The 22,087-nt window shown below is 66.1% G+C and carries 24 protein-coding genes; 14 read left to right on the plus strand and 10 right to left on the minus strand.

From position 1 onward, the window contains the following. Nucleotides 1-2 precede the first annotated feature (2 nt). Nucleotides 3-1,313, minus strand: a complete 1,311-nt coding sequence (locus ACQPZ2_RS33605; protein WP_433522093.1) for a bifunctional o-acetylhomoserine/o-acetylserine sulfhydrylase — start codon at nt 1,311-1,313, stop codon at nt 3-5. A 156-nt stretch (nt 1,314-1,469) separates the two neighbouring features. Between ACQPZ2_RS33605 and ACQPZ2_RS33610 the strand changes: the two genes are divergently transcribed. Further along, complete coding sequence (locus ACQPZ2_RS33610; protein WP_433522094.1) at nt 1,470-2,105, plus strand: TetR/AcrR family transcriptional regulator; 636 nt, start codon at nt 1,470-1,472, stop codon at nt 2,103-2,105. Here ACQPZ2_RS33610 and ACQPZ2_RS33615 read toward each other — a convergent pair whose 3' ends face one another. Genes ACQPZ2_RS33615 through ACQPZ2_RS33645 form a run of 7 tightly spaced genes read right to left on the minus strand, consistent with a single transcriptional unit; the run spans nt 2,106 to nt 9,701 of the window. Continuing rightward, nucleotides 2,106-3,248, minus strand: a complete 1,143-nt coding sequence (locus ACQPZ2_RS33615; protein ID WP_433522095.1) for an amidohydrolase family protein — start codon at nt 3,246-3,248, stop codon at nt 2,106-2,108. It abuts the gene before it with no gap. Between the two features lie 38 nt (nt 3,249-3,286). Then, nucleotides 3,287-4,297, minus strand: a complete 1,011-nt coding sequence (gene dmpG / locus ACQPZ2_RS33620; protein WP_433522096.1) for a 4-hydroxy-2-oxovalerate aldolase — start codon at nt 4,295-4,297, stop codon at nt 3,287-3,289. Next, the gene (locus ACQPZ2_RS33625) at nt 4,297-5,244 is read right to left on the minus strand and encodes an acetaldehyde dehydrogenase (acetylating) (protein ID WP_433522097.1); all 948 of its coding nucleotides are present in this window, start codon (nt 5,242-5,244) and stop codon (nt 4,297-4,299) included. The genes dmpG and ACQPZ2_RS33625 overlap by 1 nt, the downstream gene beginning before the upstream one ends. After that, nucleotides 5,241-6,068: a 2-keto-4-pentenoate hydratase gene (locus tag ACQPZ2_RS33630; RefSeq protein WP_433527594.1), complete on the minus strand. Its 828-nt coding sequence runs from the start codon at nt 6,066-6,068 to the stop codon at nt 5,241-5,243. Before ACQPZ2_RS33630 ends, ACQPZ2_RS33625 begins: the two co-directional genes overlap by 4 nt. 26 nt (nt 6,069-6,094) lie before the next feature. Continuing rightward, the gene (locus tag ACQPZ2_RS33635) at nt 6,095-7,819 is read right to left on the minus strand and encodes a bifunctional 3-(3-hydroxy-phenyl)propionate/3-hydroxycinnamic acid hydroxylase (RefSeq protein WP_433522098.1); all 1,725 of its coding nucleotides are present in this window, start codon (nt 7,817-7,819) and stop codon (nt 6,095-6,097) included. Next, the gene (locus ACQPZ2_RS33640; RefSeq protein WP_433527595.1) at nt 7,816-8,844 is read right to left on the minus strand and encodes a VOC family protein; all 1,029 of its coding nucleotides are present in this window, start codon (nt 8,842-8,844) and stop codon (nt 7,816-7,818) included. Before ACQPZ2_RS33640 ends, ACQPZ2_RS33635 begins: the two co-directional genes overlap by 4 nt. 2 nt (nt 8,845-8,846) lie before the next feature. After that, the gene (locus ACQPZ2_RS33645) at nt 8,847-9,701 is read right to left on the minus strand and encodes an alpha/beta fold hydrolase (RefSeq protein WP_433527596.1); all 855 of its coding nucleotides are present in this window, start codon (nt 9,699-9,701) and stop codon (nt 8,847-8,849) included. Between the two features lie 263 nt (nt 9,702-9,964). On the opposite strand from ACQPZ2_RS33645, the gene ACQPZ2_RS33650 reads away from it, so the two are divergent. The 3 genes from ACQPZ2_RS33650 (at nt 9,965) to ACQPZ2_RS33660 (ending at nt 12,643) form a co-directional block, all read left to right on the plus strand. Further along, nucleotides 9,965-11,362, plus strand: coding sequence for a wax ester/triacylglycerol synthase family O-acyltransferase (locus ACQPZ2_RS33650; RefSeq protein WP_433522099.1), 1,398 nt, complete (start codon nt 9,965-9,967; stop codon nt 11,360-11,362). Between the two features lie 84 nt (nt 11,363-11,446). Next, the gene (locus ACQPZ2_RS33655; RefSeq protein WP_433522100.1) at nt 11,447-12,025 is read left to right on the plus strand and encodes a DUF2267 domain-containing protein; all 579 of its coding nucleotides are present in this window, start codon (nt 11,447-11,449) and stop codon (nt 12,023-12,025) included. A gap of 123 nt (nt 12,026-12,148) precedes the next feature. Next, nucleotides 12,149-12,643, plus strand: a complete 495-nt coding sequence (locus ACQPZ2_RS33660; protein ID WP_433522101.1) for a YbhB/YbcL family Raf kinase inhibitor-like protein — start codon at nt 12,149-12,151, stop codon at nt 12,641-12,643. Between the two features lie 366 nt (nt 12,644-13,009). Here ACQPZ2_RS33660 and ACQPZ2_RS33665 read toward each other — a convergent pair whose 3' ends face one another. Continuing rightward, the gene (locus ACQPZ2_RS33665) at nt 13,010-13,204 is read right to left on the minus strand and encodes a hypothetical protein (protein WP_433522102.1); all 195 of its coding nucleotides are present in this window, start codon (nt 13,202-13,204) and stop codon (nt 13,010-13,012) included. A 92-nt stretch (nt 13,205-13,296) separates the two neighbouring features. Here ACQPZ2_RS33665 and ACQPZ2_RS33670 point away from each other — a divergent pair, with 92 nt between their 5' ends. The 10 genes from ACQPZ2_RS33670 to ACQPZ2_RS33715 all read left to right on the plus strand — a co-directional run bounded on the left by ACQPZ2_RS33670 (nt 13,297) and on the right by ACQPZ2_RS33715 (nt 21,108). After that, nucleotides 13,297-13,482 (plus strand): hypothetical protein, encoded by a 186-nt coding sequence (locus ACQPZ2_RS33670; protein ID WP_433522103.1) that lies wholly within the window; start codon nt 13,297-13,299, stop codon nt 13,480-13,482. Between the two features lies 1 nt (nt 13,483). After that, nucleotides 13,484-14,305, plus strand: a complete 822-nt coding sequence (locus ACQPZ2_RS33675) for a CoA transferase subunit A (RefSeq protein WP_433522104.1) — start codon at nt 13,484-13,486, stop codon at nt 14,303-14,305. Next, complete coding sequence (locus ACQPZ2_RS33680; RefSeq protein WP_433522105.1) at nt 14,302-15,084, plus strand: CoA-transferase subunit beta; 783 nt, start codon at nt 14,302-14,304, stop codon at nt 15,082-15,084. Before ACQPZ2_RS33675 ends, ACQPZ2_RS33680 begins: the two co-directional genes overlap by 4 nt. Next, nucleotides 15,081-16,262, plus strand: a complete 1,182-nt coding sequence (locus ACQPZ2_RS33685; protein WP_433522106.1) for a thiolase family protein — start codon at nt 15,081-15,083, stop codon at nt 16,260-16,262. Before ACQPZ2_RS33680 ends, ACQPZ2_RS33685 begins: the two co-directional genes overlap by 4 nt. Next, the gene (pcaH, locus tag ACQPZ2_RS33690; RefSeq protein WP_433522107.1) at nt 16,259-16,981 is read left to right on the plus strand and encodes a protocatechuate 3,4-dioxygenase subunit beta; all 723 of its coding nucleotides are present in this window, start codon (nt 16,259-16,261) and stop codon (nt 16,979-16,981) included. Before ACQPZ2_RS33685 ends, pcaH begins: the two co-directional genes overlap by 4 nt. Continuing rightward, on the plus strand, nt 16,974-17,516 hold the full coding sequence (gene pcaG / locus ACQPZ2_RS33695) for a protocatechuate 3,4-dioxygenase subunit alpha (RefSeq protein ID WP_433522108.1): 543 nt from the start codon (nt 16,974-16,976) through the stop codon (nt 17,514-17,516). The genes pcaH and pcaG overlap by 8 nt, the downstream gene beginning before the upstream one ends. Then, nucleotides 17,509-18,861 (plus strand): 3-carboxy-cis,cis-muconate cycloisomerase, encoded by a 1,353-nt coding sequence (gene pcaB / locus ACQPZ2_RS33700; protein WP_433522109.1) that lies wholly within the window; start codon nt 17,509-17,511, stop codon nt 18,859-18,861. Before pcaG ends, pcaB begins: the two co-directional genes overlap by 8 nt. Nucleotides 18,862-19,119: 258 nt before the next feature. Beyond that, the gene (pcaD, locus tag ACQPZ2_RS33705; RefSeq protein WP_433522110.1) at nt 19,120-19,896 is read left to right on the plus strand and encodes a 3-oxoadipate enol-lactonase; all 777 of its coding nucleotides are present in this window, start codon (nt 19,120-19,122) and stop codon (nt 19,894-19,896) included. Beyond that, nucleotides 19,893-20,279: a 4-carboxymuconolactone decarboxylase gene (gene pcaC, locus ACQPZ2_RS33710; RefSeq protein WP_062992341.1), complete on the plus strand. Its 387-nt coding sequence runs from the start codon at nt 19,893-19,895 to the stop codon at nt 20,277-20,279. Before pcaD ends, pcaC begins: the two co-directional genes overlap by 4 nt. Nucleotides 20,280-20,301: 22 nt before the next feature. Next, the gene (locus ACQPZ2_RS33715; RefSeq protein ID WP_433522111.1) at nt 20,302-21,108 is read left to right on the plus strand and encodes an IclR family transcriptional regulator domain-containing protein; all 807 of its coding nucleotides are present in this window, start codon (nt 20,302-20,304) and stop codon (nt 21,106-21,108) included. Here the strand turns inward: ACQPZ2_RS33715 and ACQPZ2_RS33720 are convergent. Next, the gene (locus tag ACQPZ2_RS33720; protein ID WP_433522112.1) at nt 21,092-22,012 is read right to left on the minus strand and encodes a LysR family transcriptional regulator; all 921 of its coding nucleotides are present in this window, start codon (nt 22,010-22,012) and stop codon (nt 21,092-21,094) included. The genes ACQPZ2_RS33715 and ACQPZ2_RS33720 overlap by 17 nt on opposite strands. Nucleotides 22,013-22,087 lie beyond the last annotated feature (75 nt).

Genomic DNA, 22,087 nt, shown 5'->3' on the forward strand with positions numbered 1-22,087 from the left:
GACTACCGAGCGGCGGCGAATCCGCCGCGGAGATCGGCGAGGATGTCGTCGATCCCCTCGATGCCGACCGCGAGACGGACCAGGCCCGGGGTCACACCCGCCGCCAACTGCTCTTCCGGAGTCAGCTGGGAATGGGTGGTCGACGCCGGATGGATCACCAGGGAACGCACATCGCCGATATTGGCGACGTGGCTGTGCAGCGTGAGCGCCTCGACGAAACGCTTACCCGCGTCGACCCCACCGGCCAATTCGAAGCCGATCACCGCGCCGACACCCTTGGGCGCGAGGGTGCGGCCGCGCTCGTACCACGGGGAGGACGGCAGCCCGGCGTAGGACACCGAGGTCACCTCAGGATGGGCCGCGAGGAAGTCCGCCACCGCCTTCGCATTCTGCACATGCCGTTCGATCCGCAGACTCAGCGTCTCCAGACCCTGGCTGATCAGGAAGGCGTTGAACGGCGAGACGGCCGAGCCGAGATCGCGCAGCAGTTGCACCCTGGCCTTGAGGGCATAGGCGGGAGCACCGAGGTCGGCGTACACCACACCGTGGTAGCTCGGGTCCGGCGTGGTGAAGCCGGGGAACCGGCCGCCGGTCCAATCGAAGGTGCCGCCGTCGACGATCACGCCCGCGATGGCCGCACCGTGGCCGCCCAGATACTTTGTCGCCGAATGCACCACGATATCGGCGCCGTGGGCGAGCGGCTGGATCAGATACGGCGTCGCGACGGTGTTGTCGAGGATCAGCGGAACGCCTGCGGCATGCGCGATTTCGGCGATGCCGGGAATGTCGAAGATGTGGTTCTGCGGGTTGGAGATCGTTTCGCCGTACAGCGCCTTGGTATTCGGCCGGATCGCCGCGCGCCACTGTTCCGGATCATCCGGATCGTCGACGAAGCTGACCTCGATGCCCAGTTTGGGCAGCGAGTAGCGGAACAGGTTGTAGGTGCCGCCGTAGAGCCGCGGGCTGGACACGATGTGATCGCCCGCACCGGCGATATTCAGGATCGCGAAGGTCTCCGCGGCCTGTCCGGAGGCCAGCAGCAGCGCCGCGACACCGCCCTCCAACGCCGCGATGCGCTGTTCCACGGCATCCTGGGTCGGGTTCATGATGCGGGTGTAGATATTGCCCGGTTCGGCGAGACCGAACAGCGCCGCAGCGTGCGCGGTATCCCGGAACGTGTAGGAAGTGGTCTGGTAGATCGGCAGGGCGCGGGCATTGGTCGTGCCGTCCGGCGCCTGTCCGACATGGATCTGCTTGGTCTCGAAGCTCCAGTCGGCGCTCGGGTCGGCCTGGGTCTGGTCGCTGGTGGTCACATCAACGGACACTAAGAAGCGCCCGGCATCGCGTCGAGAATTACATTCAGCCGGAACCGAATCCGGGCCGGGGCAGCGCCCGAAACCATAGTCGCGATCGACTCTGATTCTTTTATCAGATACGATTCTGATAACGGAATCAATGGGAAAGAGGACATGGTGACAGGTGTGGTGGGCAACCGCATCGACAGGCGGCGCGAGCGGACGCGCAATGCCCTGATCGGGGCGGCGCGGAAGTTCCTGTCGGAGGGGCGATCCGCGGTCAGCATCCAGGAGATCACCGATGCCGCCGATGTCGGATTCGGCTCGTTCTACAACCACTTCCAGTCCAAGGAGCAATTGTTCGACGAGGCCGTGCGATCGGTACTGCAGATCTACAGCGAGATGCGCGACGAGATCGTCGCCATGTACGACGATCCCGCCGAGGTATTCGCGGTGAGCTTCCGGATGACCGGGCGGCTGCAGCGCCAGATCCCGGAAGGTGTGCGGGTGATCCTGAATTCCGGTACATCGGTGCTGCTGCGTGACGAGGGCCTGGGCCCGCGGGCCCGCCGCGACATCATGGCCGCCCAGGAGGCGGGCCGGTTCGAGCCGATGGACCCGGATATGGCGCTGATGGCCGCGGGCGGGGCGCTGCTTGGACTACTGCAACTGTTGGACGCCCGGCCCGAGGCCGACGCCGACGCCCTCACCGACGAGATGACCCTGCATGTGCTGCGGATGTTCGGTATGAACAAGCGCTCGGCGCAGAAGCTGGTATCCAGCGAATTGCCGCCGCAGCCCCAGCTGTGATCAGCCGTTGACCGCTGCGGCCAGTCGCGGTAGTTGCCGCAGCGGATTGTGGTGTTCGACCTCCATACGCTGATCGGCATCGAAGATATCGCTGAGGCCGGGGGCTGGATCGTGGGAGCCACTCTGCGGCAATGTGAGTGCGCTGAAGGGCCAATCGGAGCCGAAGACGATGTGGTCGCGGCTCGTCACGGCGGTCGTGCTGCACATCGCGGCCGCCGAACCGCTGAGCGCGGTGTCGTAGTAGAAGCGCGAAATCTGGTTCTTTATGTCGAGCACCGACGGTTTCGGCAGATCCTTCGGCCACAGCTGCTCGAGCACGGTTTGCGAGGCCACGCTGATCCGGTGGGACAGGAACGGCAGCGTGCCGCCCGCGTGCGCGAGTTGGAAACGAATGTTCGGGTAGCGCTGTGTCATTCCGGTCATCATCATCATGGTGGCCGCGCGGGTGGTGTCGAAGGTGAACGCCTCCAAGAAGTCCGGCAGCGGCAGCTTCGGTTTCGCATCGTCGGGGATGGAGCCCGGATGCACGAAGACATAGGCGTTGCGCTGGTTCAGCGCGATCATCAGCGGTTCGAAGCGCGGATCACCGAGATAGACGCCGTTGTAGGCCGTCAGCAGGATCACCCCGTCGAGGTGCAACTCGTCCAGTGCGTAGATCGCCTCGGTGATCGAGGCGGCGATATCGGGCATCGGCAGCACGGCGAAGGCACCGAACCGCGTGGGATTCGATCGGAACAGACCGGCGGCATAGGTATTGCAGTAACGGGCCATATCGTTGGCCTCTTTACCGGCGAGGAACGAAACACCCGGATCCGAGACCGACAATGCCTGCGCCTGGATGCCGTAGTAGTCCATGAATGCCATCGCCGCCTCCGGCGACCACTCCGGCGTCGGGTAGCCGCCGATGGTCAAGTGGCCGTGCTGCAGCAGTGCGGCACGGTAATCCGGCGGCAGGAAGTGCGCGTGCAGATCGATGCGGTAGGTGCCCGAAGGCGCGGCCTGCTGGGCGCGGACCGAGGCCGGAGCCGCCTGGGCATTCGGTAAGGACGTCATCGCAGCCGCACCGAAAGTGCCGACGACAACGCTACCGAGTGCGCGCCGACGATTGACCGCCAGCGGGGCCCCGGGCCGAGGACTGTTCACAGAGCTTCACCTTTCCTATTCATGCCAGCAATCCCTCGTCATCCCGCTACGGCGGTCAGATCGAGTGCGATATCGACGATCATGTCTTCCTGTCCGCCGACCAGACCGCGGCGTCCGGCCTCGGTCAGCAGCGTGCGGACATCGATTCCGTATGTGGCGGAAGCCTTTTCGGCGTGGCGCAGGAAGCTCGAATAGACCCCGGCGTAGCCGAGCGTCAACGTTTCCCGGTCCACCTGCACCGGTCGCTCCATCAGCGGTCGGATCAGATCGTCGGCGGCATCGGTGAGCCGGTTCAGGTCCGCACCGTGCTGCCAGCCTTGCAGGTCGGCGACCGCGACGAATGCCTCGAGCGGCGTATTGCCCGCCCCCGCGCCGAGCCCGGCCAGCGAGGCGTCGACGCGGGTCACGCCCTCCTCGACGGCGACGACACTATTGGCGACCGACAGCGACAGATTCTGATGCGCGTGGATGCCGATCTCGGTGTCCTCGTCGAGCACGGCACGGTAAGCACGGACCCGTTTGCGGACCCCGTCCATGGTGAGCCGCCCACCCGAGTCGGTGACGTAAACGCAGTGTGCGCCATAGGCTTCCATGAGCTTGGCCTGTGCGGCGAGCCCGGCGGGGGTGTTCATATGGCTCATCATCAGGAAGCCGGAGACGTCCATGCCGATTTCGCGGGCGAAGGCGATGTGCTGAGCGGAGATATCGGCCTCGGTGCAGTGCGTGGCCACCCGCACCGAGCGCACGCCGAGGTCGTAGGCGCGGCGCAGATCGTCGATGGTGCCGATGCCGGGGAGCAGCAGTGTGGTCAGCCGGGCGCGGCGCAATGCGCTCGCGGCGGCCTCGAGCCACTCCCAATCGGTGTGACTGCCCGGTCCGTAGGTGAGGCTGCTGCCGTGCAGACCGTCGCCGTGCGCGACCTCCACCGCGTCGACGCCCGCGGCATCGAGCGCCGCGGCAACGGCGGCAACGTTTTTCGGGGTGATGTGGTGGCGCAGCGCGTGCATACCGTCGCGCAGAGTCACATCTTGCAAAAATACTTCGGGCATTACACACTCTCCCCGATCGGCACCGAAACGGGTACTGCGGCAAGGTGTTCGGCGACGCGCAGCGCGGCCGAGGTCATGATGTCGAGATTTCCGGCGTAGGACGGCAAATAGTGCGCCGCGCCTTCGACTTCGAGGAATACCGAGACCTGATGGGTGACAACGGTATCGCCGACGAGAGTTTCCGACTGCGTGGCGGGAGCGATCTGAATGTCCTGCTTCAGCCGGTAACCGGGCACGTAGGCGGCGACCTCGGCGATCATCGACTCGATCGATTCCCGCACGGCCGCATGGGTTTCTGGATTCGGATCGCCGATCAGCGCGAGTACGGTGTCGCGCATGATCAGCGGCGGCTCGGCCGGATTGAGGATGATGATCGCCCGGCCGCGGGTAGCGCCGCCGACCGCTTCGATCGCCTGCGCGGTCGTCTCGGTGAATTCGTCGATATTGGCGCGGGTGCCGGGTCCCGCGGATTTCGATGCGATCGAGGCGACGATTTCGGCGTAGGGCACATCGGTGACCCGGGAGATCGCCGCGACGATCGGGATGGTGGCCTGGCCACCGCAGGTCACCATGTTCACGTTGAGGGCGTCGAGGTGCTGGTCCAGGTTGACCGCAGGCACGACAAACGGGCCGATCGCGGCCGGAGTCAGGTCGATCAGGCGTTTCCCGTACGGCTGCAGCGCGGCGGCATTGGCGCGGTGCGCTCCGGCGGAGGTGGCGTCGAAAACGATATCGATCTCGTCGAAATGCGGCATGGCGATCAGTCCGTCGACACCGCTCGCGGTTGTCGGTACGCCGAGCCGGTCGGCACGGGCCAGTCCGTCGGAGTCCGGATCGATGCCGACCATGGCGGCCACCTCCAGGGTTTCCGACAGCCGTAGCACCTTGAACATCAGGTCGGTACCGATATTGCCCGAGCCGATGACGGCGACTTTGGTGCCGCTCATAATTCCTCCAGCGTGAAATCGACGGCACCGAGTGTCTGTGTGCCACTGAATAATTCGGACCGAACCCGGGCACCGGGCCGCAATGGGGCCATCGGTCCGAGCGCACCGGACAGCACGATCTCACCGGCGCGTAGCGGATCGCCGAAGTCGCGGGCGGTGCGGGCCAGCCAGGCCAGTGCGTTGAGCGGATCGCCGAGGCACGCGGAACCCGTTCCGGTCGAGACGATTTCGCCGTCGATCGCCATATTCATCGCGATCTCGCGCGGTTCGAAATCGGCCAGTGACAGTCGCTCGGTACCGAGGACGAACCAGCCGCTGGACGCATTGTCGGCGACGGTATCGGCGAAACTGATATCCCAGTCGGCGATGCGGCTGTCCACGATCTCCAAGGCGGCGACCGCGTAGTCCACCGCACCGCGCACGCTGATCGAATCCAACTGTTCGATATCGAGGTCGGCACCCAGCATGAAGGCCAGTTCGGCCTCGATCTTCGGCTGCAATAGCGAGGGTCGTTGTGCCGCAGTGGTTTCGGTAACGTTCATATCGCCGAACAGCACGCCGAAGTCGGGCTGATTCACTCCGAGCTGCTGCTGGACCGCCGGTGAGGTGAGTCCGATCTTGCGTCCGACGAGCTGGGCACCAGCGGCCAGGCGGTGCTGGACACCGATGCGCTGCACCGCATACGCCAGGTCGACGTCATCGGGGCCGATGAGGTCGCGGACGGGCGCGACCGGCGCTCCGGTCGTCGTGGCGATGGAAAGCCGTTCCGCCGCGGCACGAACCGCGGTCGCTGGCCCGACCGTCGTCCGACCACCACCGCTCATCGAATCGCTGTGCGATGCTGTCGTGCTCATCGAGCCTCCTCGAGATGGCGGTCCGGTACTTGCGTCGGCGCCGGAATCGGACCGCCGAGCTGTCGGAAGAGTTCGGCGATCAAGGACCCGCCGCGCCCGGCACCGGCCGTGCCGAAGACGAACTTGTCCGGCCGCAGCAGCACCACACCGCCGGTCCCGACGCTCGCCTTGGCGAACCAGCGAGTCAAAGCGCCGGTGTGATCTTCGATATCGGCGTAGTCGTCGCCGGTGGCGCGGCCGTCACCCGGTTCGCCCTGCGGTCGCCCGCCGAGCGGATACACGGTGACGAAACGAGCGCCCCAGTCCCGCAACCTCGCCACATCGTCCGCACCCAGCGCAGCCCGCGGATCGACACCGTTGCCGATCACCGCGAATCCGAGGCCGAGCACATCGTCGAAACGCCGATGCCGTCCGTCATAGGTCCTTACATCCGGTTGAGGGGCGATGGTGCCTTCGACGCCGCGCAGCCCGCGCCGGGGTAGACCCAGGTAGGCGCCGCGACGGAAGCGCGGTGCGGGCTTCATCTTCGCGGCGCGAATCCAGCCGCCCAGCCCGGGCACTCGTAGCGCGGTGGTGAGTGAGATATCCCGGGCCGCCGCAACCAGCTTGTTGTCGAAGGAAACGATGTTCTTGTTCAATACCGAAAAATCGATCATCGCCTTGGCGTGCGGCCGCCGCTCGGACTCGTAGCTGTCCAGAATCCGCAGGTCCGCACCCCTTTCGAGGATGGCGGTGAGCTTCCAGGACAGGTTGTCGGCATCGCGCACACCGGAGTTCATGCCCTGTCCGACGAACTGCGGTGTCATATGCGCGGCGTCACCGGCGATGAGGATCCGTCCGTCCCGCCAGCGGTCGGCGACCACGGCATTGAAGGTGTAGACCAGCTTGCGCAACACTTCGACCTCGTCCGGATCGACATAGCGCGCGATGTGGCGACGGACGTTGTCCGGATCCTCCATCTCCTCTTTGGTCTGTGATTCGTTCAGCATGAACTCGAAGCGGTGATGCCCATCCGGTTGTGGGCAGGACACGATCGGCATTGCCGGATCGCAGACGAAGTTGAAGTACGGCAGATGCCGGAATGCGTCGATGCCGTCCTTGGCCTTCAGGTCCACCACGAGCCAACGCTCGGGAAAGCTGGTCCCGCTCATATCGATACCGAGCTTCGTGCGCACCACACTGCGCCCGCCGTCACAGCCGACCAGGAATTTCGCCCGCACCCGCGCCGCGGTCCGCAGGTCGGTATCCGGCGCGCGGTTGCCGTATCCGGTGCCCCGGCACTCGGCATGTTCGACGTTCACGCCGGATTCGTCCTGGTCGAAATCGACGACCTCACGTCCGCGACAGACAGTTACATGTGGATAGCTGCCGAGGGCACTTTCGAGAGTGTTCTCCAGGTAGGGCTGGTAGAGGAAATTCACCACCGGCCACCCCAGCGGACGGTCGGTCTGATGGAACTGCACCAGCACCCGGCCATCGGCGCGCACCCACTGCACGGTGGAGTCGATATTCATATCGGCCGCGAGTTCGTCTGCCGCATCAGCGGTTTGGAAGATGCGCATACCTTCGTCGTCGGTGTAGACCGCACGCGCGAGTCCGTAGTACTCCGGTTCCCGCTCCAGGACGAGCACGCGCGCGCCGCGCCGCCCCAGCAGGTTGGCCAGTGTGAGGCCGGTCGGGCCGAGGCCGACGACCACCACGTCGTAGTCGGTCGTACTCATCGTGAAAGTCCTCCTGCGAGTTGCGCAACGGTGATCTCCGGTGTGGTCGAGGTCCGCAGCGCCTGGCGGAATTGGGCGAATTTGTCCAGCACCGTTTCCCCGACCGTGGTGTGGCCCCAGATGCTGATGCCCTGGTAAGTCGTCGGTTCCCAGGTGGATTCGAGTTCGGGACCGATCACAACCGGGTTCCAGCCGACCTCGAGTTCGAAGCCTGACGGGGTCGCGCAGTAGAAGGACAGTTCGCGGTCGTTGGTGTGCTGCCCGACCGACCACTGCATACGAAAGCCGAGATCGGTGACGCGCTGAAAGGCCGCCAGCATGTCGTCCAAGCTCGCGGACTGAATATTGATGTGCTGCACCCGGGTTCGCAGCGGGTCGATCTTGACGCCGCGAATATTGGCTATGGCGATCGAATGGTGGCGCTCGTTGACCCGCATGAATCGGATCTTCATCTTCAGCCCGGAGACGTTCTCATCGATGTAATCGGTCAGTCGCGAGTCGAAAACCGTGTGGTAGTAGCCACGCATCGCTTCCGGTTCGCGTGAAACGATCGCGACATGGCCCATACCGGCCTCCCCTGTCACCCATCCGGAGCTGAGCATCCGCAGTGGTTCGGGTGTCGATATCGGGGCCGTGAAGATTTCCTGCGCAATGCCTTTCGGGCCAGGAAAGCGCCACAGACGCTCCACGCCACGCAGCGCGGTCTCCTCCGGGGTGCCCTCGACGACCGGGACACCGCGATCTGTCACCCGGGCGATAATGCGGTCGAAGGTGTCGTCGTCGTCGATGTGCCAGCCCAGTGCGGTGACATCCTCGGCCGGACCACGCTGGATGAGGAACCGGCAGGCGCGCTCGTCCAGACGCAGGCGTAGCGCATTGGGGTCGACCTGGTCCACGTGCATGCCGATCGCCTCGGCACCGAAGCGACGCCAGTCCGGCAGCCGATTCGATTGCACCGCAACATATCCCAGGTGCACCGAGCCGAACACCGAGGCATCGGTATTGGGGCGCAGAAAATCGTTCATCGTCAGGCCTCTAAGAATGCGGTGGCCAGTGCGTTGAACAGGTCCGCGCGTTCCCACTGCACCCAGTGCCCGGTGTTGGCCGCCAGGTACAGATCGCAGTTGGGCATCGCATCGGCCAGCATCCGGCCGCCCGCGAGACGGTTGACCTTGTCATCGGTGCCCCAGATAACCAGGGTCGGATGAGCCACCTCGCTCAGCCGGGAGTCCCGGGTGAAGTCCATCCGCCACAGCGTCCGCAGGGCCAGCGGACCGGAGGGACGGCGCAGCGGTGGATTCGCGATCACCTCGGGATCGATGCTGGCCTGGAATCGCAGCTCGATGAGCTCGTCGGGCACCGCGGCGCCGTCGAAGACCAGGTACTCGCGGATGAACCGGGTGATCTTCTCCCGGCTCGGTCCGCTGCCCGGATAGTAGGCGAGCAACTCCTGCAGACCCTTGGTCGGCAGGGCGCGGGTGGAGCCGACACCGCCGGGGCCCATCAGGATCATTCGGCCCACCTTTTCCGGCCGATCCATCGCCAACCGCAGCGCGGCGGCACCGCCGTAGGAGTTGCCGACCAGGTGCGCCGAGTCCACGCCGAGTTCGTCCAGCAGACCTCCGACCGCCCGCGCGAGGTCGCCGAACGGGTCGGACTGATCGACATGCTTCGAGGAGCGCCCGTAGCCCGGCATATCCGGCACGATTACGCGAAACCGCTGTGCCAGCGCCTCGATATTGCGCGAATAGTTGGACAGCCCGGTCGCACCTGGTCCGCCGCCGTGCAACAGCACCACCGCGGGACCGGATCCGACCTCGCTGAAGAAGACCTCACGCTGGCCGACCCGGACCGTCCGTCCGGCGCCGACCCCCTTGTCGATGCTTGTCACAGCTACCTCCACGACGTTGTTGATGAAATCATCAGTCACGATCACCATCTCTGTCAAGAGGAAATGATGAAAACATCAGAATGACGCGCATCCAGATTTGACGAGATGTCTCAGTAATGATGAAATTATCATCAGGGTGAGCAGCCTCGGTCTGGAAGCAGCCGGATCGCGAGGGTCTACGACCTCGATCATGCGCCGTCGAAGTCGCGCCGAAATTCTTTATCGAGCGCGTTGGCGCACGAAGGGGGAATACCGTGAGTCGTCAGAAACGACGCAAGCACCTCACCTTCGACGATTCGTTCTGGATGTGGCTCGAATCGCCCGAAACTCCGATGCAAGTCGCGGCCCTGGCGATCTTCGCAGCGCAGGACGAGCCGGCCACCGCGGTCGTCGAACGAATCCTGACCGCATTCCGGTGTCACCGCGATGTCGATCCGCGATTCCGATCGCTGCTCGGCTATCGCCGCTTCCCGCGGCGCACCCGACTCGAAGCAACCGACCACATCGACACAGACCGCCACCTGCACCACCACGCTCTATCCGCACCTGGTGGCGAACACGAACTGGCACAACTGATTTCACGCCTGCACTCGGATCGGCTCGACGCTCGACGACCGATGTGGGAGGTGCACGTCATCGATGGACTCGACGACAATCGGTTCGCCATCTATCTGAAGGCACATCACGCGTTGATCAACGGTGTCGACGCGGTACGCCTCTTCGGCCGATCCCTCGCCACCGACGCCGACGCCCCGATCACCGCCCCGGTGTGGGCGACCGTTCGCAGATCACCGACGAAAGCCACCGCAGGCCGACGTCGATCGAGTCGAGTCGAAGTTCTGACCGCCATTGCGCGTGCCACCAAAACCCTGTGGCGTGCCGGATGCACGGACTCGCCGCTGGTCGGACCGTTCGCGGCACCGCGATCGCCGCTCAACGTCGACGAGATCGGACCGAATCGCCAGATCGCCACGGCAGCAATCGAATTGAGCCGCATCAAGCGACTGACGAAGCGCAGCGACACCACCGTCAACGACATCGTGCTGACCGCCTGCGCCACGGCGCTGCGCCGGTACATGATCGAGATCGCCGATCTACCCGATAAGCCGTTGGTGCTCGGCTGCCCGGTCTCCATCGCACCCGAGGGATCCGCGACCGCCAGCTCGATCGGCATCATGTTCGTCGACTCGGCCACGGACGAACCCGATGCCGAGGCCCGGCTGGCGCGGATCGCCCTGTCGACGCGGGCGGCGAAGGAACATCAGGCGGCCTTACCGCACGCGGCTTTGGTCGGCTACGCGATCGTCGCCATGACACCGCACACTCTGCGTCAAGTCGTCCCCGGCGCCGTCGCCCACGTGCCGCCGACGTTCAACCTGATCGTGTCGAACGTGCCGGGCCCCGACCGGCCGCTCTATCTCGCCGGAGCACGGATGGTCGGGATGTATCCCCTGTCGCTGCTGTTCAAGGGAGAAGCACTCAATATCACCGCGGTGTCCTACGACGGTCGGCTGCACTTCGGCTTCATCGCATGCCGCACCGCCCTCCCCGATGTCGCCAGTCTCACCCGCTACCTCGGTGACGCCTTCGACGAACTCGAAGACCGCTACGCCACGGCGCTGCCCGATCTGGAGCGCAGGCCAGCCGGATAGGCGTGAGCTGCGGTTATGGCATATACAACGGGTTCGATCGGCCTACCCTGGGAAGTGGATTCACGAGACCGAAGGGAAGGCGAAATGAACCGCGGAGGTGACCCATTCGCCCACACCGAACAGACAGCGCGAATCTGGCTCGACACCGTTATGGAGTGCCTGGGGACCAGTGATCGCCGTTACGCGTACCGCGTGCTCCGCGCGTGGTTGCATACGGTGCGTGACCGTCTGACGGTGGATGCGGCAGCGCATCTCGGCGCGCAGCTCCCGGAGCTGTTGCGCGGCATTTACTACGAGGGCTGGCGTCCGAGCGACGTGCCGAAACGCTACGACCAATCCGAATTCGTCCAGCTCTTCGCCGCGGAGGCCACGATCTCCGACGGCGATGTGCCGTTTACGGTGACCTGTTTGAGCGCGGCGCTGCGGGACCGGTTCTCCCCGGGCACGCTGGAGCACGCCCTCGAACAACTGCCACCCACACTGCGCGAGCTCCTGTTGTCCCCCGAAACGGCCCCACCCAAGACGGCCAGGCACGGTACAGCCGACCGGCTGGATCGACTGGAACGGTCGGTCGAGTCACTCTCGGATACGCTCGCGCGCATCGATCAGCGGCTGGCCGGTATGTCATCGGATCAGGCCGGTAAGTACGAGGCCGTCTATTAGCCACGGTTTAACCGATAGTCCAGCGGTAACCCGCACATTGACGCTGCTCGGCGAGTACGAGATCAGCGCGAACCTCTCCGATTCCGAGGCAGCCTTCGAACCATCGATCGACCGGAGGAAACTATGGCGAATCCCACCAGCCAGCGATCCGACGTGCAACGGACGCCGGCCCGCGCGGACCTGCACAGTGCCGCGTTCACCGACCACGCGACGATCCCGGACCGCTACTCCTACGACGGCGGAAACGTGGTCCCGCCGCTCGAGTGGAGTGGCATCCCCGACGACGCCGAAGAGCTCGTCCTGTTGTGTGAGGACGAGGACGCACCGGGCGGCCCGTTCACCCACTGGCTGATGACCGGCATCGCGCCGAACGCGACCGGTGTCCGGGCGGACGCGCCGCCGCCCACGGCCGTCGTAGGTCCCAATGACTTCGGCGAAATCGGCTGGAGCGGTCCGCGACCGCCGGTCGGCGACCAGCCGCACCGGTACTTCTTCCGCCTCTACGCCCTGGACCAAAAGCCCGGATTCACCAAGGAAACCACGGCCGACGTGGTCCGCTCCACCATCACGGACCACGTCATCGCGAGTGGCACCCTGGTCGGCCTCTTCGCCGCCTGACCCACCCGCACCGCGCATTCTTACGCCGCGATCGCCTCGGCGCGCAGGCGCGAGTAATCCTCGCGTGACAGCGGGGCGAGGCGACGATCTCCTGCTGTGCCTGCTCGGCCTGAAATGCGGGAGTTTCGTCGCGACCGGCGCCGGATCAGATAACCGGGGAACAGCACAACGACGCTGAGCAGGAACGGAATTCGCCGACCCCACGATTGGAACGCGTCATCGGGCAACAGCGCCGAAATCGGCAAAAACGCTGCGGCAGTATGGATTCGACCGGCCTGCCCCTGGCAGCGCGAAGCCGGTGAAGAATCCGCGTCGCCCGAACGGTGCGTGCTCCACGATCATGGCACGTTCTTGCGGCCGTGCCGGTCACCCCAGTGACCGAGCACGAATGCGCCCGGCGGCCGGGCGACGTAGCCGACGCCGGAGGTGGCCAGGGACGCCAGAACGGCTCGACCGGAAGACCAGCGCGGCGGCCTGCGCGTAGATGAAGAAGTCGTAGTACTCGAGCGCACCGCCGATCCAGCCGCTGGCGGCGGCCGCGCCGAGTTTGTCCTCGACCATGCCATCAATCGATATATGGGACTTGAGTCGCCATCGGATTCGGCTTATGCTGTTCGCATAGCAACCAAATGTACGTATTGCGCACAAGATCGATGACCCCGAGCGATTTCGCCGACACCACGGCCCTGCTCGACTCCGGTGCGATCGCACCGAGCCGGGTGCTGCAGGCCGAATTCGCACTCGACGACGCCGATCGAGCCTTCGCCGCGGTGCGATCCACCCCGGGCAAGTGCTGGATTCGGCTCGGTCGCGTTTCCACGATTTCGAATGAGGAGTGATATGGCCAGGATTGCCTCCTTGGCAGCTGCGGTCGGCGAACTCGTCCGCGACGGCGATACGGTCGCGCTGGAAGGGTTCACACATCTGATCCCGGTGGCCGCCGGGCAAGAGATCATCCGCCAGCGCAGGCGGGATCTGACGCTGGTGCGGATGACGCCGGACATCGTCTACGACCAGCTGATCGGGGCCGGTTGCGCACGCAAGCTGATCTTTTCCTGGGGCGGCAATCCGGGCGTCGGCTCGCTGCACCGGTTCCGCGACGCGGTACAGCATGCCTGGCCCACGGCGTTGGATATCGAAGAGCACAGCCACGCCGGTATGGCGAATCGCTATGTCGCGGGGGCGTCCGGATTGCCGTTCGCTGTGCTGCGCGGATACGTCGGCACCGATCTGCCGACGGTCACCGACACCATCAAACCGATCACCTGCCCGTTCACCGGTGAGCAGCTGACCGCGGTTCCGGCGATCAATCCCGATGTCACGGTCATCCACGCCCAGCGCGCCGATCGGGCCGGAAATGTGCAGCTGTGGGGGCTGCTCGGGGTGCAGAAGGAGGCGGTGCTCGCCGCCCGCCGCAGCCTGGTCACGGTCGAGGAGATCGTCGACGAACTGACACCGGTGCCCGGCGCGATCGTGCTGCCCGCGTGGGCGGTGACCGCCGTCGCGGAGGTGCCCGGTGGCGCGCATCCGTCCTACGCGCAGGGCTATTCCGAACGCGACAACGCCTACTACGAGGCATGGGACGCGATCGGCCGAGACCGAGACCACTTCACCCGCTGGCTCGACGAAAACGTGTACACCGCCACCACGGAGACAGTATGACCATCGCCGAAACCCGCACCGCCACAATGGAAACGGCATACACCGCCGACGAGATGATGACGATCGCCGCCGCCAGGGCACTCGGTGCGGGCAAACGGTGTTTCGTCGGGATCGGGCTGCCGTCGACGGCCGCCAATCTCGCACGCAACACCCACGCGCCCGATCTGGTCCTCATCTACGAATCCGGAACATTGGGTTCGAAGCCGGATCGGCTGCCCGCTTCCATCGGTGACGGTGTGCTCGCCGAGACCGCCGACGCCGTGATCAGCGTGCCGGAAATTTTCAACTACTGGCTGCAGCCGGGTCGGATCGATATCGGGTTCCTCGGAGCCGCGCAGCTCGACAAGTACGGCAATATCAACACCACCGTCATCGGCGGCGACTACACCCATCCCAAGGTCCGCCTGCCGGGAGCCGGTGGCGCGCCCGAGATCGCCGCCTCCTGTGGCGAGGTGTTCGTCGTCGTGCGCCAGTCGCGCCGATCCTTCGTCGAGCAGGTCGACTTCATCACCTCAATCGGGCACGGTCGCGGTAACGGCGAGCGCGCCCGGCTCGGCCTGCGCGGCGCGGGCCCGACCCTGGTGATCACCGACCTCGGAGTGATGCGGCCCGACGACACCGGCGAGTTGATCCTCGTGGCGGTGCATCCGGGCGTGACCGTCGAGCAGGTCCGCGAGGCCACCGGGTGGCAACTGCGGGTCGCGCCGGATCTCGAAATCGGCGAGCCACCGACGGCCATGGAACTCACCACCCTGCGAGCACTGAAAGCCGCCTCATGACCAGCGCATTTCTCTACGACGGTATGCGCACCCCGTTCGGCAGGTACGGCGGTGCGCTGAGCGGCATCCGGCCCGATGACCTCGCCGCTGCCGTGCTGCGGTCGCTCGCGGAGCGCAACGAGCTGGATCCCGCGACGGTGGACGAGGTCGTCTTCGGGGCGGCGAACCAGGCGGGCGAGGATAATCGCAATGTGGCACGCATGGCAGCGCTGCTGGCGGATTGGCCGACCTCGGTGCCCGGCACGACCGTGAACCGGCTGTGCGGGTCGAGTATGGACGCCGCGGTGCAGGCCGCCCGGATGATCGAAACCGGCGATGCGGCAACGGTTGTCGTCGGCGGCGTCGAATCGATGAGCCGCGCGCCCATGGTTATGTCCAAGCCTGCCAAGGGATTTCCAGCTGGCAACGAAACACTGCACTCCACCACATTGGGCTGGCGGCTGGTGAATCCGGCAATGCCCGCGCAGTGGACGGTGTCCTTGGGCGAGAGCACCGAAATCCTCGCGGGCCGTTACGGAATCGAGCGTGCGGCGCAGGACGAATTCGCCGCGCGCAGCCATCAGCTCACCGCGAAGGCCTGGGACAACGGCTTCTACGACGATCATGTCGTCGCCGTGCCCGGCACCGAACTGGCTCGCGACGAGTCGCTGCGGGCGGAAACGACCGTCGAGCGGTTGGCGGGCTTGAAACCGTCGTTCCGGCCGGACGGCACCGTCACCGCCGGAAACGCCTCACCACTGAACGACGGCGCCTCCGCCCTGCTGCTCGGTGACGAAGCCCTGGCCGATCGGCTCGGCCGCGCCCCCTTGGCGCGGATCGCGGGACGCGGCGCGGCCGGCGTCGATCCGGACGTGTTCGGTATCGGTCCGGTCGAAGCGGCGCGCATCGCCCTGCGGCGCGCGGGAATCGGTTCGGCCGATCTCGGCGTGGTCGAATTGAACGAGGCCTTCGCCGCGCAATCGCTTGCCTGCCTGGCCGATTGGCCGGAGTTGGATCCCGGCATCGTCAATGTCAACGGTGGTGCGATCGCGATCGGCCACCCGCTCGGCGCGTCGGGCGGACGCGTCATCAACCAACTCGCCCGCGAAATGCGGCGTAGCGGCAGCCGGTGGGGACTGGCCGCATTGTGTATCGGCGTCGGCCAGGGGCTGGCCGTTGTTCTGGAGGCGACATCATGAAAACCCGTGCGCTGCAAGGCTATAGAAAGGATCCGGCAGGCACCCACCCGCCGCTGGACTCCCCGGACTACAAGTCCACCGCCCTTCGGCATCCGAAAGAGCCGCTGGTCCTGCTGCCGCAGCGGCTGACCGAACTCACCGCTCCGGTGCTCGGCGCGGACCGGCTCGCCGAGACCGATAACGACCTGACCGCGCAGCACCGCGCGGAACCGCTCGGGCAGCGCATCATCGTGCACGGCCGACTGCTCGACGGTGACGGCAAGCCGATCCCCAACTCGCTGATCGAGATCTGGCAGGCCAATGCCGGTGGCCGGTACCGCCACGACCGGGGCGCGTGGGACTGTCCGCTGGATCCCAACTTCGACGGCGCCGGGCGCACGCTCACCGACGGCGCTGGCCGTTACGAGTTCACCACGATCAAGCCCGGCGCCTATCCGTGGCGCAACCACCACAATGCCTGGCGGCCCGCGCACATCCACTTCTCGCTGTTCGGGCGCGCCTTCACCCAGCGACTGGTCACCCAGATGTATTTTCCGGACGATCCGTTGTTCGCCCAGGACCCCATCTTCAACTCGGTGCCCGAGGCCGCTCGCCCACTGCTGATCAGCCGCTTCGATCTCGACCGCAGCGAACCCGAGCGGGCGCTGGCGTTCGAGTTCGACATCGTATTGCGTGGCCGCGACGCCACGCCTTTCGAGGACGACGAGGACGATGACTAATCTGCCCACCACGCCTTCGCAAACCGTCGGCCCCTACCTGCACATCGGACTGACGTGGGACGACGGCCCGTATGCCGTACCGCTGGGCACACCCGAGGCCGTGTGGATTCGCGGCCGGGTACTCGACGCCGTCGGCGAGCCGATCGATGACGCCATGGTCGAGATCTGGCAGGCCGACCCGGACGGGCATATCGCGCATCCCGACGACGGTCGCGGTGTCCGCGAATACTTCCGCGGATTCGCACGCAGCGACACCCGAGCGGGCGAATTCGCTGTCTACACCGTCGTTCCCGGCGCACTCGGTGACGGGCAGGCCCCGCATATCGATGTGTCGGTGTTCGCCCGTGGTCTGCTGCATCGAGTGGTCACCCGCATCTATTTCCCCGAGCACGCCGATCAGCACGCGACCGATCCGGTGCTGGCCGCGGTGCCGCCGGAGCGTCGTGGCACGCTGATCGCCGCCGACGGTCCCGATGGCTATGTTTTCGACGTGTACCTCCAAGGTGAGCGCGAGACGGTGTTCTTCGATGTCTGACGGGTTGTTCGACGCTGTGCTCGCGGCCGGTCCGGTCGCGGCGCAGGTCGGCGACCGGGCATGGGTGCAGGCCATGCTCGACTTCGAAGGCGCGCTGGCGGCCGCCTCGGCCGCGGCCGGGGTCGTTCCATCCGAGGCCGCCGCCGCGATCCAAAGCTGTTGCATTGCAGATGATTACGACATCGCTGAGCTCGGTGCGCAGGCGGTCGGCATCGGCAATCCGGCCGGGCCGCTGGTGCGGGCACTGACCGCACGCGTCGCGGGCGATGCGGCCGGATATGTGCACCTCGGCGCGACGAGCCAGGACGTGGGCGATACCGCCGCCATGCTGGTGACGCACCGGGCGCTGACGGTGCTCGATGACGACTTGCGCGCATGCGCGGCCCAGCTGGCGCACCTCGCCGGAATCCACGCCGACACCGTGCTGGCCGGGCGCAGCCTGCTCCAGCAGGGCCCGCCGGTCACCTTCGGCCTCACCGGGGCGGGCTGGCTCGGCGGTATCGCCGCGGCGCGGGACCGGCTCGACGACATCCGGCGCCACCGCTTGGCGGTGCAGTTCGGCGGGGCGGTAGGCACACTGGCTTCCTTGGGCGACAACGGGATTGCCGTCCTGAGCGAACTCGCGCGGCAGCTCGGATTGGCCGAACCGGCCCTGCCGTGGCATACCGAGCGCGGCCGCATCGCCGAGATCGCCGGAGCGCTCGGTCAGACCTGTGCGGCGGTGGCCAAGATCGCCCGCGATATCACCCTGCTGGCGCAGACCGAGGTCGCGGAAGTCCACGAGGAGGGCCCGGCGGGTACGGGCGGCTCCTCGACCATGCCGCACAAACGCAATCCGGTCGCCGCCGTGCTTGCCGCCGGATCCGCCGGGCAGGCACCGGGTTTGGTTGCCGCACTGCTCGGCGCGGCCGCACACGAACATCAGCGCGCGGCAGGCTCGTGGCATGCGGAATGGCGACCTTATGTCGAATTGCTGCGGACCACCGGTTCCGCGGTGCATTGGCTGCGTATCAGCCTGGAGCGACTTCGAGTCGATCCACAGCGCATGCGCGCCAACCTCGAACTCACCGGCGGCCTCGCACTCGCGGAAAACGTGGTGGCCGAGTTGGTTTCGACATCCGACGGGGAGGTCGGCAGGCATACCGCGGGCGATGCCGTCACGCAGTGCTGCCAGGCCGCTCTCGCCGGTGCAGACCCACTCGCCGATCTGCTCGCCGCCGATCCGGTGGTCGGGAAGTATCTGGAACGCGAACAGATCGAAAGACTGCTCGATCCGGCGCGGTACCTCGGGTCGACGCGCAAGTTCATCGAACGAGCACTCGAAGACTGGCAGGACCGATCATGAGCGACCGACCAATCGTCACCTTGGCCACCCAAAAGCCGAGCACCAGCGAGGCGGAGTCATGAGCGTGGTAGTGATGCACCGCATCCCGGATGGTCCCCACAAGGAACCAGTCGCGCGTAGATCGCCGGGGCGGCTTGCTGATTCGGCAGGCACGGTCGGAGGAGCCGTCGAGGTGAACTGCCCCCTGAATGGTCCCGATGACTACCAACCGGTCGCGCTGACGCCCAGTGGCAGCCTGCGGATTCGGCAGGCGCAGTCGTGAGCGCCGTCGAGGTGAACTGCCTCACGAACGGTCCCGACGACGGCGAACCCGTCGTACTGAGCGGATCACTGGGCAGCGACCTGCGGATGTGGGATCCGCAGGTCACCGCATTGACCGCCGCCGGGTATCGGGTATTGCGCTACGACCACCGCGGACATGGCGGATCCCCGGTCCCCCCTGGCCCGTACACGCTGACGGATCTGGGCTCCGATGTGATCGGGTTGCTCGACCGATTCGGGGTCGGGCGAGCGCATTTCGTCGGACTCTCCCTCGGCGGCATGGTCGGCATGTGGCTCGGCGAGCACGTGCCGGACCGGCTGCGCACGCTCACGCTGTGCTGCACCTCCGCCGAACTGGGCCCGCCCAGCGGCTGGGCCGAACGGGCGGCACTGGTCAGAGCCGAAGGGACACAGTCGATTTCACACGCAGTCGTTCAACGCTGGTTTACCCCGGAGTGGCGCGTGGACCATCCGGAGCGCACCCGCTATTACGAGGAAATGGTCGCGGCCACCGACTCCGACGGCTACGCATCCTGTTGCGCGGCAATCGAAACGATGAATATCGCGGACCAGCTGTCATCGATCACCGCACCCACACTCGTGATCGCCGGTGCCCAGGATCCGGCCATTCCACCGGAGCACGGACAGCGCATCGCGCACACGATCCCGCACGCGCGCCTCGAAATCGTCGGCCCCGGTGCACATCTGGCCAGTGCCGAGGCATCGGAGGCGGTCAACGATCTGATTCTCGCTCACCTGAAGGAGGACTCGTGAACGAACGAGCCGATAGCGGCATGGCGGTCCGGCGTGAAGTGCTCGGCGACGATCACGTCGATCGCGCCGTCGCCAGGACCACCGAATTCACCAGGCCGTTCCAGGAGTACATCACCGAGTCGGTCTGGGGCTCGATCTGGACCCGCGAGGGCCTGGACCGGCGCACCCGCAGCTGCGTTACCCTTGCGGTGCTCACCGCCCTCGGGCGGCACGAGGAGATCGCGATGCATGTCCGCGCCGCGATCACCAACGGTCTCACCGCCGCCGAGATCGCCGAAGTACTGCTGCACACCGGCGCCTACGCGGGCGTGCCCGCGGCCAATGCCGCCTTCGCGATCGGGCAGCAGGTGCTGGCCGAACTCGGGGACGATACCGCCCTGTAGCACCCTGTCGAGGAGGACGACGATGACGACCGGCGGTAACGACGACGACCGGCGCGGCACCCACTATGTGCAGTCGCTCGAACGCGGCCTCGCGGTCATCAAGGCATTCGACGCCGAGAACCCGCAGCTGACGCTCTCCGATGTCGCGCGCCTGACCGGACTCACCCGCGCCGCCGCACGCCGGTTCCTGTTGACCCTCGCCGATCTCGGCTACGTCCGAACCGACGGCAAACGCTTCTCGCTCACCGCGAAGGTGCTGGAACTGGGCTATTCGTATCTGTCCAGCATGAGCCTGTCCGAGGTGGCGCAGCCGCATCTCGAACAGCTCTCCGCCGACGTGCACGAATCCAGCTCGGTATCGGTGCTCGACGGTCCGGATGTGGTGTACGTCGCCCGGGTCGCCGCATCCCGGATCATGACCGTCAGCATCAATATCGGCACCCGTTTCCCCGCCTACGCCACCTCCATGGGCCATATCCTGCTGGCCGGACTCCCGGCTGCCGAGCTCGACGCCTATCTGGCGCGCACACCACTGGCCCGGCTGGCCGCCAATACCATCACCGATCAGCACGCCTTGCGCGCCGCCTTGGAAACGGTTCGCGCACAGGGCTTTTCCATCGTCGACCAGGAATTGGAGGAAGGTCTGCGGTCGGTCGCGGCCCCCATCCGCGATCGATCGGGCGTGATCGCCGCGATCAATATCTCGACGCACGCCTCCCGCCGCAGCATCGAATCCATTCGGGCCGAACTGATTCCGCGGCTGCAGACGGCCGCGCACCGAATCGAAGCGGATCTCACCGCCGCGAAACCGATTACGCGGCTGGGCTGACCGACGGCAGATTCTCCAGCGCCGCCCGAACCACCTCCAGAAACCAACCCTGGGCCGCCGCCCGGCCGGGAGCGCGCCGGGTATAGGCCGCCACCTCCACCGGCTCGATGGGCCACGGAAGGGTGAACACGCGCACGGGATGGGTGCGCGCCAAAGCGTGTGCCACCCGTTCGGGCACGATCGCGACCAGCTCACTGTCCTGCACCACATAGGGCAGGGTGGCGAATCGGGTGACGCGCACCGCGACGCGGTCTTCGAGATGGTGCTCGCGCAGCGCCTTGCGCGGGCCGGGGTGGCCCGTCACGCCCTCGACGACGATATGCCGCTCACGATCCAGTTCGGCTTGGGTGGGCCCGTCACCGCGCAGCCGAGGGTGGCGCGCCGCGACCAGCCCGGCATAGCCCTCGCTGAACAGCGGCGTCCGAGTCAGCCGAGGTGAATCGAGGATCGGACTGGCCACCATCGCGTCGACCTCGCCGCGGGCCAGCCGATCGGTCGCGGTATCGACATCGAAGGCCTCGACCTGCAGGGTCACCCGCGGTGCCCGTACCGCGAGTTCCGCGAGCACCAGCGGCAGCACCGTCACCTCGCCGAGATCGGAGAGCCCGAGCGTAAACCGTGCCGGTCGATTCGGATCGAATTCGGTTGCGGTGCCGAGCGTTTCGTCGACGCCCGCGATTGCCGCGCGCAGTGGTGGATACAGCCGCTCGGCCTCCGCGCTCGGTACCAGTCCACCCGGGCCGCGCACGAACAGTTCGTCGCGCAGCCGCCGCCGCAATTTGCCGAGCCCGTAACTGACCGTCGGCTGGGTGACCCCGAGCAGGTCCGCGGCGGCCGTGACACTCCTGGTCTCGTACAGCAGCACAAAGGTGCGCACCAGGTTCAGATCGAACTCGGCTGCCATAGATCTCCTCTATGTGGATCGAGAAAAATATCAATTGGATTTCTGATTGGCGGTCATTCTAGCGTGAGAGCCATC

It is taken from the genome of Nocardia pseudovaccinii (assembly GCF_050942345.1).
Classification (GTDB): Bacteria; Actinomycetota; Actinomycetes; order Mycobacteriales; family Mycobacteriaceae; genus Nocardia; species Nocardia pseudovaccinii.